This window comes from Nocardia citri (assembly GCF_054065835.1).
The window spans coordinates 1-16,306 of the sequence record NZ_JBSUQM010000033.1; the positions used below are offsets into that span (position 1 = coordinate 1).

15 protein-coding genes are annotated in these 16,306 nt (G+C 65.5%); 3 read left to right on the forward strand and 12 right to left on the reverse strand.

Annotated features, from left to right (window positions below; all coding sequences use genetic code 11):
• Window positions 1–162 precede the first annotated feature (162 nt).
• Together ACW2Q0_RS28115 and ACW2Q0_RS28120 are read left to right on the forward strand one after the other, a co-directional pair.
• Window positions 163–1,344: a tyrosine-type recombinase/integrase gene (locus tag ACW2Q0_RS28115; protein ID WP_457193933.1), complete on the forward strand. Its 1,182-nt coding sequence runs from the start codon at window positions 163–165 to the stop codon at window positions 1,342–1,344.
• A gap of 79 nt (window positions 1,345–1,423) precedes the next feature.
• Entirely contained in the window at window positions 1,424–2,239 is an 816-nt protein-coding gene (locus tag ACW2Q0_RS28120) for a hypothetical protein (protein WP_457193934.1), read from the forward strand.
• Window positions 2,240–2,256: 17 nt separating this feature from the next.
• Here ACW2Q0_RS28120 and ACW2Q0_RS28125 read toward each other — a convergent pair whose 3' ends face one another.
• Window positions 2,257–3,192 (reverse strand): recombinase zinc beta ribbon domain-containing protein, encoded by a 936-nt coding sequence (locus ACW2Q0_RS28125; RefSeq protein WP_457193935.1) that lies wholly within the window; start codon window positions 3,190–3,192, stop codon window positions 2,257–2,259.
• A 101-nt stretch (window positions 3,193–3,293) separates the two neighbouring features.
• Here ACW2Q0_RS28125 and ACW2Q0_RS28130 point away from each other — a divergent pair, with 101 nt between their 5' ends.
• Window positions 3,294–3,791, forward strand: a complete 498-nt coding sequence (locus ACW2Q0_RS28130) for a hypothetical protein (protein ID WP_457193936.1) — start codon at window positions 3,294–3,296, stop codon at window positions 3,789–3,791.
• Here ACW2Q0_RS28130 and ACW2Q0_RS28135 read toward each other — a convergent pair.
• From ACW2Q0_RS28135 to ACW2Q0_RS28185, 11 genes are all read right to left on the reverse strand, one after another.
• The gene (locus ACW2Q0_RS28135; protein ID WP_457193937.1) at window positions 3,784–4,149 is read right to left on the reverse strand and encodes a hypothetical protein; all 366 of its coding nucleotides are present in this window, start codon (window positions 4,147–4,149) and stop codon (window positions 3,784–3,786) included. The two genes, ACW2Q0_RS28130 and ACW2Q0_RS28135, sit on opposite strands and share 8 nt — an antisense overlap.
• On the reverse strand, window positions 4,142–4,591 hold the full coding sequence (locus ACW2Q0_RS28140) for a hypothetical protein (RefSeq protein WP_457193938.1): 450 nt from the start codon (window positions 4,589–4,591) through the stop codon (window positions 4,142–4,144). The genes ACW2Q0_RS28135 and ACW2Q0_RS28140 overlap by 8 nt, the downstream gene beginning before the upstream one ends.
• On the reverse strand, window positions 4,578–5,030 hold the full coding sequence (locus ACW2Q0_RS28145) for a hypothetical protein (protein WP_457193939.1): 453 nt from the start codon (window positions 5,028–5,030) through the stop codon (window positions 4,578–4,580). The genes ACW2Q0_RS28140 and ACW2Q0_RS28145 overlap by 14 nt, the downstream gene beginning before the upstream one ends.
• Window positions 5,027–5,317 (reverse strand): hypothetical protein, encoded by a 291-nt coding sequence (locus ACW2Q0_RS28150; RefSeq protein WP_457193940.1) that lies wholly within the window; start codon window positions 5,315–5,317, stop codon window positions 5,027–5,029. Before ACW2Q0_RS28150 ends, ACW2Q0_RS28145 begins: the two co-directional genes overlap by 4 nt.
• Window positions 5,314–6,600, reverse strand: coding sequence for a peptidoglycan DD-metalloendopeptidase family protein (locus ACW2Q0_RS28155; RefSeq protein ID WP_457193941.1), 1,287 nt, complete (start codon window positions 6,598–6,600; stop codon window positions 5,314–5,316). The genes ACW2Q0_RS28150 and ACW2Q0_RS28155 overlap by 4 nt, the downstream gene beginning before the upstream one ends.
• A gap of 100 nt (window positions 6,601–6,700) precedes the next feature.
• The gene (locus tag ACW2Q0_RS28160) at window positions 6,701–7,882 is read right to left on the reverse strand and encodes a hypothetical protein (RefSeq protein ID WP_457193942.1); all 1,182 of its coding nucleotides are present in this window, start codon (window positions 7,880–7,882) and stop codon (window positions 6,701–6,703) included.
• Window positions 7,883–7,974: 92 nt separating this feature from the next.
• Complete coding sequence (locus tag ACW2Q0_RS28165) at window positions 7,975–8,949, reverse strand: hypothetical protein (RefSeq protein WP_457193943.1); 975 nt, start codon at window positions 8,947–8,949, stop codon at window positions 7,975–7,977.
• Window positions 8,946–9,443 carry a hypothetical protein gene (locus ACW2Q0_RS28170; protein WP_457193944.1) on the reverse strand — a complete coding sequence of 166 codons (498 nt, stop codon included), beginning with the start codon at window positions 9,441–9,443 and terminating at the stop codon, window positions 8,946–8,948. Before ACW2Q0_RS28170 ends, ACW2Q0_RS28165 begins: the two co-directional genes overlap by 4 nt.
• Before the next feature lie 53 nt (window positions 9,444–9,496).
• Window positions 9,497–11,119, reverse strand: a complete 1,623-nt coding sequence (locus tag ACW2Q0_RS28175) for a Gp37-like protein (RefSeq protein ID WP_457193945.1) — start codon at window positions 11,117–11,119, stop codon at window positions 9,497–9,499.
• The gene (locus tag ACW2Q0_RS28180) at window positions 11,120–12,091 is read right to left on the reverse strand and encodes a hypothetical protein (RefSeq protein WP_457193946.1); all 972 of its coding nucleotides are present in this window, start codon (window positions 12,089–12,091) and stop codon (window positions 11,120–11,122) included. It abuts the gene before it with no gap.
• Window positions 12,092–12,094: 3 nt separating this feature from the next.
• A complete protein-coding gene (locus ACW2Q0_RS28185) occupies window positions 12,095–16,267 on the reverse strand; it encodes a hypothetical protein (protein WP_457193947.1) in 4,173 nt (1,390 codons plus the stop codon).
• Between the last annotated feature and the right edge of the window lie 39 nt (window positions 16,268–16,306).

Here is a 16,306-nt window from a genome sequence, read left to right on the forward strand (position 1 = left end):
GGGGTTCAAATCCCCTATCCTCCGCCAGGGAAACACCTGGTCAGGGACGGTTTCCGCCGTCCCTGACCAGTCCCGGTCAACACGCGCGGTCAACGGAACGCATCTGAGGGGATGCTCCAAGAAGTCGGCACGGCAGTGTCCCGACTACAGATTGGTCCCCACGTGTCCAGCATCCGAGTCCGCACCCGCCGCGACGGAACCGACTACACACAGGTCATGTTCCGCCATAACGGCAAACAGCAATCCATGTCATTCGACGACCACGCGGCAGGGATCCGCTGGCGCAAATCGCTCGACGAACTCGGCGCCGAACGCGCGCTCGAACTACTCGAGATCGCTGAGCACGTCGAATCCAACCCCGCCGTCACCATCGCCAAGGCTGGGGCCGACCACATCGACAACCTGACCGGCGTCACCGATGGCACCCGCAACCGGTACCGCGCCTACATGCGCAACGACATCGAACCGTTCTTCGGCGCGAACACCGCAGCCGACATGATCCCCGACAAACGGATCCGGCAGTGGGTGAACTGGCTGGAGAAAGGCGACGCCGCCAAGAAACGGAAACCCAACAGCGCCAAGACAATCGCCAACAAACATGGCTTCCTCTACGCGCTGATGGAGTCCCTGCGGAAAGCGGGCACGATCCCCACCAACCCGTGCGCCGACACCCAGCTGCCCCGTGTCGACCAGGCCGAGATGTGTTTCCTCGAGCCCGATGAATTCGCCGCCCTGTACGAGGCGCTGCCGAAGGCGTGGCAGCTGCTCGTCAAGTTCCTTGCCGCGACCGGCGCGCGGTGGGGCGAGGTGACCGCGCTGAAGGTCCGCGACATCGACCGAAAGAAATGCTCGGTGCGGATCGTGCGCGCATGGAAGTACACCGGCGGCGTCCGTGAGTTGGGCAAGCCGAAGACCAAGAAATCTGTTCGCACAATCGATCTCGATCCCGATCTCGTTGCCGAGCTGCCGCTCACCGGTCGCGATCGTGAGGACTGGTTGTTCGTCAACGGTCGCGGTGGACCGATCCACGTCACCACTTTCTACAAACAGGTCTGGCGGCCCACGGTAATTGCCCTCGTCACCGACGAGACCGACCCATTGAACGGCAAGGTCCCGCGTATTCACGACCTGCGCCACACCTGTGCGAGCTGGATGCTCGACGCCGGTATCCCCATCGGCGATGTGCAGGAACACATGGGCCACGAGAGCATCCAGACGACGAAGGACCGGTACGGGCACGTCAGCCGCGACGCCGGGAAGCGCGCCGCCGCGGCTATCGGCTCGCGCCTGCCGAAGTCCGGGACGAAGACCCCGCCCACGCGGACACTCACCGTCGCGGCCTGACCCGCACCGATCTACCCCGGGCGTCGCCACGCTAGTGCTAGCGTGGCGACGCCCAATCCATGAACAGCCAGGGGGATTCATGCACAGGCTTACCCTCGCCATCCTCGCCGCGGCGGCGCTGCTGTCCGCATGCTCGGACGACAGCACCGCGCCCGCCGCGGTGTCGACAGCGACCCGCGCCGCGCGGCCGTCCACACTCCAGCTCGGCCAGGCGGTGACGATCACTCGCAGCGACACCGGCGGGCAGGTCGGCACGATCCGGTTCGTCGCGGCCGAGGCGTTGCCGACCGAATGCATCGCTGGACGCCGGACCGGGGTCACGCTCGCTGTGCGTGTCGAGATCGTCAACGGTGCGGGTGAGCAGTTGCCGGTTCCGGACACCTATCAACTCCAGTACGTCGACGGTATCGGTGCGACCCGGCCGGTCGAGACTGCGTCGATCTACCAGTGCGAGGGCGACTATCCGGCGGCGGTGACCGCGCCGCCCGGCGCGAAGACCGAGGGATGGCTGTTCGTGCGCCTCGATAGCGAACCGACCGAACTCGTGTACACGCCGATGGTCGGTGACCAGACCAGCACCGCGGGCAACATCAAGATCCTCATGGTCTCCCCGGCGAGCGTGCGTGTCGACGTCCCGGACCACCTCGCGGGCCTGGCGCCGACCGCCGGCGTCCCGGCGCCGGAGACCACGACGGCCGTGGCCCCGTCGACCAATGCGGCGCGCAGCACCCAGGCCGCGCCGCCGACCGGCCGGGATTCGCAGGGTCGGCCGAACGGTTCGGGTGGCGCGCTGGTCGGATGTGCGGGCGAGAATTACCAGCCCGGGACCGGCATCTACGAGGACGGCAGCAAGGGGTTCGCCGCCGAGTGCCTGCCCGGCGGGTCGATGCGCTAGTTGAAGAGTTCCGGCGATTAGTTGAAGGTCCGCCACACCGGTGCGAGCCGGTCCGCGCCGCGCAGCTGGCGGCCCTCGCTCGACTTCACGACAACGTGATCGAGCAGGCAGGCCACTATCTGGTGCTGCTGCTCCGGCCCGGCCAGCTCCCACCAGCCGATCACGTCGTCCACCGACAGCGGGATATCGGCCAGCGCGGTCGTACGTCGAATCGCGGTCTCAGCCGCGGCGATGTTCGCCCGCGCCCGTTCGGTCCCGGCGAGCATCGTGGCCCGGTCGATCGCCCGGTCCGCGTAGTCGGTGCCGAGCTGCGCGAGCCGGTCCTCCAGGTCGGCGAGGACGGCGCGCTGATCGTCGGCGGTCCCGGCCTTCGCCATTGCGCGCGCCAGCTGGCGGCGGTACTTCGGGTCGGTGAGGCGGGCGAGGACCCGCTCGGTGATGTCGGCCTCGATCAGGTCGGCGCGGATCGTCATCCCCGTGCACCCGCCGATGCTGGCACCGCAGGTATAGACGGCAGGCCGATTCCCGTTCGATGCGTGCACCATCGGCGACGCGCACTTATCGCAACGTGCCAGCGCTTCGGACAGCAGATACACCGTCGACCGGGCCGGCGTGTACTTCTGTAGCGCCGGGTCGAGCAGGATCCCGCGCAGCGCATCCCAGGTCTCACGCTCCAGGATCGGATCCATATCGGCCGGAACAAGTTCGCCAGCATCGTTGAAGCGGTGGCCGATCATGCGCGGCGCGACCAGGGCGCGGCGGATCACGACCGGCGACCACGCCGCGCCCGACACCGTGGAGACACCGCGGCGTTGAAGGTCCTCAGCGAGGCCCTTACGGGTGGGCGGAGTGTTAGCGTCGGTGTCGAGCAGGTAGGCGGCCCACCGGTTGATCTCCTCGGCCTCGGCCGGGAAGACGGTCCGGCCGTTGCTCTCCCATCCGTACGCGCGCAACTGTTACCCCACTCCGTTAGGCACTGTTACCTATCCGTGCACTGTACAGCGGTGGGAGCCGAGTAGTGATCGGCCGTCCTCGACGGGGATACTTACCGCCCATGACGATCAATGACGGCACCGACGCAAACTCCACCAACGGCGCGCCGCAAGGGCTCCCACTGCCGGACTTCACCACCACAGTCGACTGGCATTCCGCGCCGGACCGCCAGCTCCAGGGCCTCGCCGAATTGGGTGACGTTTTCCAGTTCGATGTGACGCTGTACCTGCCGTGGGGTGCCGCCATCGGAACGCTTGTGTCAGGCCAAGAATATTTCGAGCGCTCGGCCGAGCAGATCCGGCAGGAGACCGCCGAACGTGATCAGGCCGTGCAGCAAGGTTTCGATGTGCTTATCAAGGGGTGGATCGATCCGGCCGCAGCACGGAACGCAGCCAAGAAGGAGGCCGAAGACATCATGCATCAAGGACACGACCTCACCCGCTTCATTCATCTGCGCGACGTAGATTGCGTCATCGGCACCGTGGAGGTCCAGCACAAATACCTGCGTGTGCAGCTCAGCCACGTGACCGCGTGGTCGTTCAGCCGTCCACTCAACTAGCTGGACCAGGCGGATCCGGCGGCGGTGTTCCGGACTCCAGCGCCGCCGCCATCCGATCGGCCAGCGCCGAATGTCCCGCGTCACGCAGCAGCGGGATCGCCTGCCGCATCAGGTCTGCCCATTTCCACAGCCGTTCTTTCAGACGGTCGGTCGCTGATTCCTGTTTGGCCAGTTTGATTTCCAGCCGCTCGGCGCGCGCGTCAGCGCGGTCCGCGAACTCGCCGGACGCTTCGACCAGTACACGCGCGGCGTCACCGCGGCGGGTCGAGCGCGAGAACAGGCCACCGATCAAGGCCACCAGCACACCGGACACCCCGCCCCCGACCAGCAGGTTGGCGATCGCGCCCAGGTCAGTCACCGTCTAATCTCCTCGCCACCTGCGCCACCACCCGGACCCGCCGCCAATCGCGCCAGACCAGGCGGCACGCGCACACCACCAAACCCAAGACCACCCACAGCGCGAACGTCGCACGTCCCGCGTACACGGTTTGCCCCAGCGCCAGCACGTACACGGTGAGCGCGAAGAACACCCCCACGTCCCCGGCCAGCTGCAGCCACAACCCCCATGGCTGACGGCGTTCCATCAGCACCCCAGCAGCCCACATGCCGGGCCCGGCGACCAGCAGCGCCACCCATCCCAGGTGAGCGAACCGGCCCATGATCTGGCTGACGGCGTTGGGGATCTCGCCCGCCCAGATCGCCCACACACCCGCGCACCAGATCGCGGAGTACATGACTACCTGGTATGAGCGGATTCCGTCGTCGTCGGCCAGCAGCTGCCGGGCTCTACGCAGGGGCATGGAACCGGCCCGCCCGGGCGGCGGTGCACGCTGCATATAGCAGCGCGACGAACGACCAAGTAGCGACACCACCCCAGCCGACGCCGGGGTTGCGGGTCGCAACGATACCGATGCTGAATGCGAACGCTGTGGACCAGGCCGCGCAGCCACCGATCCCGACCGCGACGAGAGGCAGGATGCGGGTGGCGAATCCGAGCAGGCCCAGTGTGGACGCGCCGAGCAGTGCGGCGCCCCACGATTCGGGCGCGCCGGGTACCTGCAGCGCGACCTCGTAGGCTGGGCTCGACCAGCGGCCCGCGCCGCCGACGATCGTGATGACCCCGTACACGACGCCGAACAGCAGCGCGCCGATCGCCACCAACCGCGCGAAGCTCAGCGCCACGTATGGATTCATATCCGGTCGCTGCACTGACACCTTCGGAAGGACCGCCAACATCACCCGTCCCTCCTGTGTCGGCCGACGTATGCCTGTTCCATCTGGTGGAGTTGCTGCTCGGTGATGCCGTTTGGGGTCTTCCGCAGACCGAGCACCGTCAAGACGCCGATCACTACGAATCCCCACTTCTCGACGTCGTCCGGCAGGTCCACCCCGAACGTTGTGGCGAGCCAAGCGAGTTGAACCAGCGCGCCCACACCACCTGTCACCGTGTTGGAGAATCGCTTGAACCACGGCTGGTTCTCGTACAGCGCGCGTATCGGCGCGAGCGCGTCTTGGGGGGCGGTCACTTGCCCTCGCCCTTCAGGATCGCCTTGATCTCGGCGACGTCGTTCTTGAGTTCGGCGATGGCCTCGATGGCGGTGTTGTCGCGCTTCGGGTCGATCTTGGATCTGCCCAGAATCGACCAGCCCTTGAACCCGCCGTTGCCGTCGTCCTCGCCGAGCAGCTGGTCACGGGTCTGTGAGGTGTTGCGGTCCATGAACCAGAACAGGTCCTTGTAGGACAGGCCGATGTTCTTGAAGTTCTTGATCTGGTTTTCGAGCCAGCCCATGTCGTCATCTCCTTGTGCGAAAGCGCGTGCGCGCCTGATCAATTCGTCGGTGGGGAAGTTCGGTCCGGGGTCTGTGTGGCCGCCGCCCCATGCCCCGAAATCTGCGTGTCCGCAGACACCGGGCCGGGCGGGTGGGTACTGGCCTGTGCCGCCGACCCATTCGATCGGGATGCCGCGCTGCAGGCAGCGCCACGCAACCAGAGCAGCTGTGCGGGTGAGCATTTCGTCCTCGTCGACGCCATCGGATGCGTCGGCTTCGAGCCACTTGCCGCGCGACCACTCCACGAAACTGCCGGCCATCAGGATGTGATCGGCGCGGGGGTTCGCGTTCACCGCCGACCACGGGTTCATGTCCCACGGCACGACCAGCACGGTTTCGCTGTCGTCCACTACGGCGTTGTAGGACACCGCCCGGTCGGGGTCGCCGCTGGGCGCGGGGTTCTTCAGGTAGGGGATGATGTCGCGGGCCGTGCCGAGGCCTTGCTGGGTGTGGATCGCGATCCAGTCCACGTTCCGGCCACCGGAGTGGCAGTTACCGGACAGGTCTTCGCGGGTGATGGGGCTGTCCATGATGCTCCTCGCTGGCGCGGCCGTGGCCTTGCGTGGGTCGATGGCGTTGGCGAACCACGGCGCGGGGTCGACCGCGTCCCCGCCGAGGCGCCCCGGCGGGGTCCAGATCTCGACATGCGCGTGCAGTCCGCTGCTTTGGCCGTAGCTGTTGACGTGCCCGATCAGTTGCCCGGCACGCACCCGGTCACCGCCGCGCACCGCGGGGTCTCCGTGGCCGATGATGATGTCGACCCCGGCCGCGGTCTGGCAGTCCAGCCACACCCAGCGGCCGAATCCCTGCACGTCGCTGCGCTCGCTGCCCTCGACGACGACACCGTCCACCGGTGCGTAGAACGGGGTGCCGAGGTCGGCGGCGAAGTCGAGGCCGTAGTGGAACGCGCCGTCGCGGGGGCCGTAGCCGGAGCTGATGGTGTAGGTGCCGGGTGCCAGCGGCAGATACCGGGTCGGCATAGTGCGCTCCTCACGGCGGGAATTTACGCCCGGCCCGCAGCCAGCAGCACTACCCCCGAAGAATAGCTGTGTCCGGTCGCTGTGGTGTGTACCGCGCTACCTACGTGGACAGGATCCGGCAGTCGTTCCACGACAGCGAATCGTTGAACGGTGCTCGTTCGACCCGGAGCCCGCCCCAACTGTTCGACGCTGGCACCACGTCGTTGACGTTGACCGCGTACAGGCGGCGGGTGCCGTTCTGTTCCAGCCAGGCCGCGCCGTCGTAGACGTTGAAGGCGAGGGTGTCGCCGTTGTTGATGGTCAGGTCGGTTCGGCTGGCGAAGTCGGTGAACGTCGGCGACGAACCGGACAGCGAGGACGAATACCGCGAGATGTAGGCAGCGTTGCCGAACACATTGCACGCGAGGCCTTGGGTACCTGCGCTGTTGCCGCACAGCAGCAGCGATGAATCAGCGGAGTTGTTGGGGCCGAGTGCACCACCGACCACGGCCTCTACTCGTTGGCGGCCGTTGGTGATGCCGGTGTTGCGGATGATCGCGCGGGAACCGTCGGTGCCGCCGGTGGTGGCGTAGCTGTTGGACACGATCTGACCAGCCGAGCCGAGCACTGTCCACCCGTTGCCCACTGCCCCGTTGGCCCTGTTGAAGTCGTCATAGAACACCGAGGTGCCGTAGACCGTACTCGCGGGGAACGAGGTGGGTCGGTCGTAGTGATACAGCGCGGGAGCTGACTCACCCCCGTTGGCATTGCTGATCCAGACATCGTTGAGGCAGGAATTCAGGAAGCGGACACAGCGACGTCCGGGCCCCAGTTTGAAACCGTCACTGATGAGGCCCGAACCAAGGTAGGTGTCATTCATCCACACCCGGATGAACTGGTCGTCATCAACCCAGATCTTGATACGGAGATAGGTGCCATTGAAATCTATCGGGCTGAGGAACGTCGCGCGGGCATTACTGAATGAGAAAGGGTTGGCGAATTCGCAGATCTGAATGGCGTTCCCGCTGCCCCCGTAAGTGGCGGGCGCGTGCATGAACCGGATACCGACGCAGTTGATGAACGCCGCGCCGATCTCGGCCCAGCTGTTGGTCATGTAGACAGAGAATGCCTGGGCTGCAACACCGGTTACGGGATTCCAGATCCGCAGATCGAGCCCCGAGCTTGAGGTAAACGGCATGAACTCATAGCTCTCGCCTCCACCGTCAACCGTGAAGTAGTTACTGGGAACGTGCAGTTCATGGAGGCTGTTGATGTCTGCTGTCGTACCGTCGCCGAGGTGCACAAACGGCTGCACCAGAGGACCAGCCACTGTGTTGTTCTGCGGCCATTGCCATCCCGCGTACTTGCGGGAAGGAGACCTCTGCAATAGAAAACTCATGGCGCTGGGAGGATGACGTACTCCACACAGCAGTGGAGGGCGGTCACGACACCGCTGATGGCTGTGATGTTGCAGAAAAAGTGGTCCAGATCCTCGATCTGATAGTCAATCCCATTGTCCGGGAATGTGATTGCCGCCGAGGCGATATTGGTTGTCCACACTACGGTCTCCGTGCCATTCAAAGCTCGGCGAATCAGCTGGACTGTGAGGGTGCCCGTGTTCGACTTCATCGAGTACACCAAGCGGGTCAGTTTGATAATCGAGTCCGGAGGAACGATCATCGTAATGCCGAGCACTGTCTCGTTATTGCCCGACTGCAAGCCTGACGACGTGACCGCGAATTCCTTCTCACGGTACGCAGCCCAGCCATACGCGATATCCGCGGTTTCCTGCGCCGCCGCTGCAACACTCGCCGCGTTAGACGCTGCCGTACTCGCTGCGGACGCGGTGGTATTCGCGGTATTCGCAGTCGAGAGTGCAGTGCTGGCATTGGTATTGGCTGTGTTCGCCGTGGTATTGGCTGTGTTCGCAGTGTTGTTCGCGGTGACAGCGGTCGAGTGCGAGCTGTTCATACCATCGGCCAGGTTGTCGATGATCTCTGCCAGGGTGCCGCCGACCAGCGGCACGAACTCGAGCAGGTCAGCCAGGGCATGCAGCGCGGCGGCGATGAATGCATTGACCAGGTTTCCGAGGTTGTTGACCCAGGTGCCGAGGTCGTTGAGGTCGCCGTCCTCGACGCCGGTGATGATCTCGATGATGTCGCCGATCAGTCCACCGATGATCGGGATCTGCTGCACCTCCGAGTAGATCACCGTGAAGAACGCTTGCCGAGCTTCCTCGGCAATAACCTGCAGTTCCGCATTCGCCGCGGTCGCTTGGCCTTCCTGCGTCTCGTTCTGCAGGGCGAAGACCGTCGACGCCGTGTAGGTCCGCGCTGGTAGCGGCGCACCGGGGAAATCCGGCGAGGTCACGTCGTCGCTCCGGGATCGTCGGCCTGCGCGGCCATCGCCTGCGCGATCTCCTCTTGACGGATCGCGGCTTTCAACGCGGCTATCTGCTCAGGGCTGTATCCGGTGACGTCAGGCACGGTCACCGACGTGGCGGTGATGTCCTCGAGTTCGTCCTCTTCCGGGGTGCCGACCGGCACCCACAGCACCGATTCGCGGCCGATATCGCGGGGCGCGTTGCGATCTCGGCGCGGCTTGTACAGCGGATCCGATGGCGCGGGCAGCTGCAAATTGTCGAACACGTGGATCGCGAACAAGTGCTCGGCCTTCGGGTCGATCATCATCCCCGGCAGGCCGACGCCCATCGGGATCGACCGGAACCAATCCGCCAGCGGGTGCCGGTGCTCACGCGCCATCACAATCCCGGTCGTCGGGTCGCGGCGGATCCCGTCGAGCTTGTCCATCCGTTGCGACCATGTCGGTCGCGGTGTCCTCGAATTACGCTGCTGCTTACCCATTCATCCGCCTTGTAAATAGTGGTGATAGTTAGATTGTGTCCTCCATTATCGGGTCACGAGCTAACGCCGATGGATTGGATGACGCTCTTCAGCTGCGCGACATGCCGCGCCAGCATCGCCGATGGATCGTCCTCGGCGCGGTCGTCGCCGATGCTGATCTCCCAGTGCGCTGGGGTGTCGCGTCCGATCACGTATTTCAGCGCGAACACGTGGTCGACGTACCAGCGGCCGTTGCGGCCGACCTCCGCGGCGACTCGGTCCCCGACGTCGAAATGCCTTCCCACCCAGTAGGGCATCCCATTTTGGACGGAAACTTTGTAGCTCCGATATGCCTTTGTCCTGTCGAAGCCCGTCCGAATCGCCTGTAGCGCACTGAGACTCGCGCCAGTGCCGCCGGAGGATTCCCAGTACTCACCATAGGCCGGACCACGAATGCCCATCTGCGCGAAGCGGATAGGGTTACCTACCCTGTGGAAGGCGAGCACGACGTCCTCGACCTGACTATCGAGGATGCCCAGCGTTAGGCCAGGGTTGCCGAAGATCGCACCGATATACCCCAATATGGCGTTGGCCAGCAGCTTTAGACCGGTGTTGACCCAGTCAGGCGAGTGGCCTCCGGTGACGATGGCCCCGGCCAGTGCCTTGTGCACCGTGGCTTGCCACTCCCCGATGCCGGACAACCCGGTCCGGCGGGCGTTGCGCCACGCCACCCACGGCCGCTGCGGCGCCGTACCCAGGAACCCTGAGATCAGGTACTCCGGTGCGTCCGGGATACCGATCTCGGTTGCGACCTCGTTGATCAGATCATCGGCAACCGCGGTGACGTAGTGGATCAGGCCATCGATCAATGTGCCGGTGAGCCCACGCCATCCGCTCTTGTCGATCAGGTCGAGCAGCAGCGTCGGTTTGGTCAGGTGCATGTGACCCGGTGCCGGTTGCGGATCCCCGGGCAGCCAGCGACGAACCGTCAGGTGCAGACCAGCGTCGGCCAGGGTCGGCGCGAGCACATCGTGCGCGTTGCCGAAGCGTGTGGCGAGCACGCTCCACATGGAGGTGTCGGTGAGGAACGATCCCGGCATGACCACGATCGGCCAGTTGTTCGGGTCCAGATTTTCCAGCCAGGACGCCGGGTTGAATATGTCCTCGGGCAAAGCCCATAACGGCGCGAAGCGTCGTAATAGGTTCAGGAACAGCAAAGTACGGGCACCGAAAGCGCTCGGGCCCGCGAATGCATACATTTTTGGATACTGGAATTCCGGGGGCAGCAATGGATTCGCAAAGCACACAATCTTTTTGACGTGCTCGAACTCGTGCAAAAATTTCAGCTCGATACGTCCGAGCTCGCCCGCCTTCTCGCTTTCCTGGATCAGCGCGCATTTCCCCGACCACCGTTTGCCCTGCATGTCGGCGGTGATGTGTAGGTCTTCGTAGAGTTCGAGGTCTTCGATCAGCAGCCGATACAGCTTGTTGCTCGCCTGCACGACGACCGCGGCCTCACCGGTCTCGTTGAATCGCTCTTCGAAGCTCGCGGATACGACTCCGACGAGCGGAACCGGGTTCTCCCAGTTCTTATCCCACAACACCAGGCGCGCGGGTTGCCGCATTTCCGCGACGCGTTGAATCGAGGATTGGATAAGGCTGCTGCGAACCTCGTCCGCACTCATCAACGGAGGCATCTAGACCGCCTCCCCGCCGAAGAACCTCGTATATTTCTGCGGATAGAACGCGCTGATTTCGGTGTCCGGTGTGCCGCCCTGGATCCGGATCGGCACCTGAACCGGCGACCCAGTGCCTTTCGGGATCGCCGACTCGAAAAACACGCCGTTCATGTCGGCGAAAATCTGGCTGTCGTCGCGCGCCGACACGGTCTCCGCGGTCGGGTGCGTGCGCACCAGGAACTCGCGGCCCGGCCCGACTGTGCCGACCTGCGGGACCTTCACCGTGCGCCCGGACAGTCCGTCAGGGAGCCACACGACCGTGTCGGTTTCCAGCTGGCCGCTGGCGAATTCGGGCCAGCAGTCCACGTCGGCGGGGTTGAGCATGTCGATGGTGCCCTGCCACACGCCGGTGCCGGTTTGCGGTGCGCCGGTGGTCGCGTTGATCTCGATCATCTGGCTGCGTTTGATCGAGCGTGTGATCGTCTGCCCGTACCAGTACGGATCCGGTGAGAGGGTGTACACCTCCCACGCGAGTTTCTTGGTCCGGCCCGGGTCGCGCTGTGTCAGCGGCTTGGGGTCTTTCTCCCACCGCAACCGGAGCTCCCGCGGTTCCGAGATCGCGGAGTAGGCGCGCAGGAAGCAATCCCAGCTCGGCCCCAGCACCCGCCACAGCAGGTCGTCGATCTGTTCCCACAGCTGGGTCGTGCGACCGATGGTGCCGATGCGCAGCGTGCACAGCCGCTCATTGACGCGCGGGATATCGTCGAGCGTCGAACCTTCCTGGTAGGCCCAGCTCTCGCGGACCTGTGTGATCGGCGCGTGAAAAAGGTTCTCCCACGAGCCTTCCAGCAGATGGATGCCCTGCTCGCCACCGTCCGGGCCGAGCAGGTCCAGCACGATCAGATCGGCCCCGAACGTCTCCGACAGCGGGTTCGTATCGCGCAGGATCAATTGCATGATCCGGCCCGGATTCGTCAGACAGATAGCCACGTCTCACCCCGCCCTGTAGGTCTCGGATACCGGGGTCATCCGGGAGCCGAGGGTGCGCTCGGTTTCCTTGGCGACCTGCGCCGGGTCGTAGCCGTAGAAGTTCTGCGTCAAATTCACCTGCTGCCGAATCGCTTCGGCACCACGGTCTATCCCCTGGTCGGTCAGCGACTTCAGCCCGAACGGGTCGCTGACCTCGCCGACGATCGACTTGAGTGCGCCGATACCCCAGTCCTGGAATTTCGTGGCCCAGTCCTGCGAGGCAGCCCACCGATTCGCCGCGTCGATCCCGGTCGCGGGCCCGCCGCTGCCGATGTTGAGATCGGGGATCGGTGGCTCACCGGTCGCGCCGATCACCGGCGCACCCGTGCTGCCGCCGACCTGTGTGCTCGACGACGACGCGGCCGTGGTTTGGGCTACCTGCGCAGTGGAGCCGGTCCAGGAGGCCGGCCAGTTGACCACCCGCACATCGGTTGCAGCTCCGCCGCCGCTGCTGCTCGAGCTCGACGAGCCACTGGAGGACGACGCGCCGCTGCCCGATCCGCTTGTGCCCGCGCCGGAGGTGGCTCCGCCGAGCCGGCTGGACTGGCCGGTCGAGCCCGCGCTGCTACCGCCGACCGTGCCGGGATCACCGCCGAGGAAGAACTCCGGCGGGAAATGCGCGTGGTCGGTGAACGAGGGATCGTCGGCGCCCGCCGCCTGCCCGCCGAACTGACCGTTCCCGCGCTGACCGCCCATCTCGAAATGGGTTCCGTCGGGCAGGGTTGCGGCGGTGTGCCCGCCGTATGGGCCGCCGCTGAACCAGCCGAACGACAGCGATCCGGCCGGGCCGAGCCCAGGTTGCGCGCCCATCGCGGCGAGTGCGGAGTCCATGTTGGCTGTGGAGAACCGGCTGCCGAACGGCTCGGCCCCGGTGGCCTTGTTCGCCAGTGCTGAGACGGCACCGGAGCAGTCGCCCCAGTGGACACCACCCCAGTCGTAGGGCGCGCCTTCGACGCCCTGCGCGAACCGCACCAGCTCGTCGGCGGTGACGAGGCCACCGCCTGCGAATCCGGGTGCACCGTTCACGAGCATCCGCACGAAATCCGCGCTGGGTGTCCACCCGTTGTTCAGCGCCCACAGCAGCGGTGCGCCCCGCTCGTATGCGTCTGCGGTGGAAATGAATTCGCCGTTGGCGACCCGCAGCGGGCGCATGCCGTCGAGCAGTGCGGGGATGGAATCCGATGTGCCGGTGCCGGGTCCGCGGATCAGCCGCCCGCCCGCGGCCATGCCCTCAGCCCCGGCCCACTGGATCATCGACCGCCCGATGCCTGCGAAACCGACTGTGGTGCCGCGGCCGGGGACTCCGGGCAGGTCCGGGATCTTCATCTCGGGCAGGCCGACCAGGAATTTCCCGATCTCGCGGACCGCGGACTTGATGGTGCGGACGATCAAGCCCCACACATCTGAGGCGGTGGAGCCGAGGCCGGTGAAGAATTCGCCGATCTTGGACAGCGCGCCGCCGATCACATCGCGGGCGGTGTTCACCGCGTCGGCGGCGAACTGCAGCTGACTGCCGAAGTCGTCTGCCATTTTTTGCAGCGCTGGAAGAACAAGTGGCTCAATGACATTCGACACGAGCCAGGTGAAGGCGTCGATGAGCTTGAGCAGTTGCGGCAGGATCGCGATGAACAGGTCCAGCAGCGGCGGCAGTAGGGTCGCGCCGATGTCGATGAGCTGCGGCAGCAAAGGCGCGATCGCGGTGATCAGGTCGCCGAAGCTCTTCGCGATATCGGGCAGATAGGGCGCGAGTTGGTTGAGTGCACCTACCAGCGCGTCGGCGATCTTCATGGCGACGTCGGCGATGATCGGTTGCAGTTGTGTGAATACCGGCATCATCAGGTCGGCCCATTGAGTGATCACTGGGCCAAGGGCGTCGAAGATCGTTTTGAGTGCTGGCGCGAGTGCCTGAATCAGGCCTGAGACGACCTCGGCGACGACGGGCACGATGGGCGCCACGGCGCTGATCAGCGATGCGAAAGCACTGGTCAGTGGCCCCATTGATGGCGCTAGCGCTGTAAGCGCTTGTGCGAGTGCGCCTCCCACGACCTGGGCGATCTGGGACAGCGGTCCGATCGCGGGCTGCAGCGCGGACAGCAGGCTGCCCGCGATCTGCCCGAGGATCGGGAGCAAGGGTTGCACTGCGGTGAGCAGCTGCGAGGCGAAGCCGGACACCACCGGGAGCAGGGGTGTGATCGTTTGCAGGAAGGTCGCGCCCAGATTTCCCAGCGGTCCGGCGAGCTGGGCGAGACTGGCTCCGAGCTGCGCGAAGAACGGGCCGAGGTAGGGGCCGACGAGGTTACCGATCTGGATCAGCCCACCGATCAGCGGCTGAAGCCCGGCGCCGAGCCCGTCGAGGATGGACCCGAAATTGCTGATCAGTTGGGTCAGGGCACCGGAGGCGAACGCGTCGGTGAACGGCTGCATGATCGACCCGGCGAGGTTGCCGACCGATGCACCGATCTGGGCGGCGACCGGCTCGAATGCCTGCCCGATCGACAGCAGCCCGGTAGTCGCCTGCTTCAGCCCGGGGCCGAGTCCGGAGATGAATCCAGCCGTTCCGGAGAAGATGGATTCGATGGCGCCGAGGTTTTCCGGGGCCTTCCAGAACTCGGCGAAATCCTTTGTCAGCCCGTTGATTTGGGTCGCAACACCGGTCATGCCGCGACCGAGCACCGGGAACATGACATCGGTCAGTTGCTTGATGCCCTCGGCCGATCCGGCGAACAACGCGTTCTGGGTCGGCTGCCCGACCAGCTCGGCGAACGCGGGTTTGACCTGGTTCTGCACCGTGAGTGCGAACGCGCGTGCTTCCGGTGCGAGCTTCGCGAGAGCCTGGGCTGCCTTGTCCTGTGCCGACGAGGACCCCGACATGGCTTGTGTGAGCGCGGCCTGTGCGTCGGCGAGGCGTTCCTCGGCGGCGGTCTGGCGGTCCTTCGCGGCGGTGACCAGATCCGAACCCTCGACGCCCTTGGCGTTGACGTCCTGCTGCTTTTCGGCGAGATCGTTGTTGCGGTAACGGGTTTCGATGAGCGACTGTTCGGCCTTGGCGACGCGGATCTGTGCGCGTTCGTAGTCGTCGCCGGGCTTGAGGTTGGCGAGGTCCTTGCGGGCGTCACGCAGATCGAGCTGGGCCTCCGCCTCGCTGATGACGCCACCACGGACCTCGACATTCAGGTCCCGCATCTGCTTCTGGGCGTCCTTGCGGGCGCGCGTGAGATCCTGCTCGGCCTGGAGGCTGTTCTTCTTCGCGTCGCGGACACCGCGCTCAGCGGTCACCCGCGCCTGGGCTTGGGCGGTCGCGTCGCTGGCCGAGGAATCCTCGGCCGCGCTCAATGCCGAGAACGCGTCCTTCATGCCGGACAGACCCACGGTCACCGTGGCGATGCCGGCTATCGCGGCCGGACCCAACGCGGCCAGCCCGACACCGAGCGCACCCACCGCACCGAGCGCGGTACCGGCCGCGCCGCCGAGCAGCGCCATCGCCGCAGCGCCCTTGGTGATATCGGTCGCCATCGTGGCCAGCCCGGGAACGCTCAGGTTCTTGCCGAGGCCACCGAGCCCGCCCAGGCCGCCGCGCATGCGTGCGTTGACATCGACGGTGCGGTCTTGGGTGAGCGCATCCATCTGCGCCCGGAACGCGGCAGCATTCGTGAGGTCCGCTCGGACCGACGCGGTGAAGTCGATCCCCGCCAGCCAGGCACGTAGCCACAGCGCGAACCGGTTCCGTTCGGCGGCGGTGACGGTCAGATTGACCTTGGCCGTACCCTCGGGGAGGTTCGCCAGCTTCGCGTTGAGCTGGGTCATGTCCAGCCGGGGTGTGACGTTGACGTGGAACGTCTTGCGGTTCAGACGATCCCGCAGATCACGCGTCCACTTGTTCAGCTCGGCGGCAGTCGTGCGGAGTTCGACGTCCTTGACGATCGTGATTTCCGCGAGCTTTTCGCGGGCGAGCTTCCGGAATTCCCCGACGCTGGGCTTCAGCTTGACCGTCGCCGACAGCGACCATTTGTCGAGCTTTCCCTGCAGGGTCTTGCGCGCTTCCTCAGCAGCCTCGGTGACCCGCCTGGTCAGTTCCTCGTCGAGGTTGTTCCAATCGAGGATCGCGCTGACGTGCGCCTCGGCGAAAGGCTGAGTCACCGCGGACCTCCGGGAGCAACAAGGTTGTTGCCCGGCCCG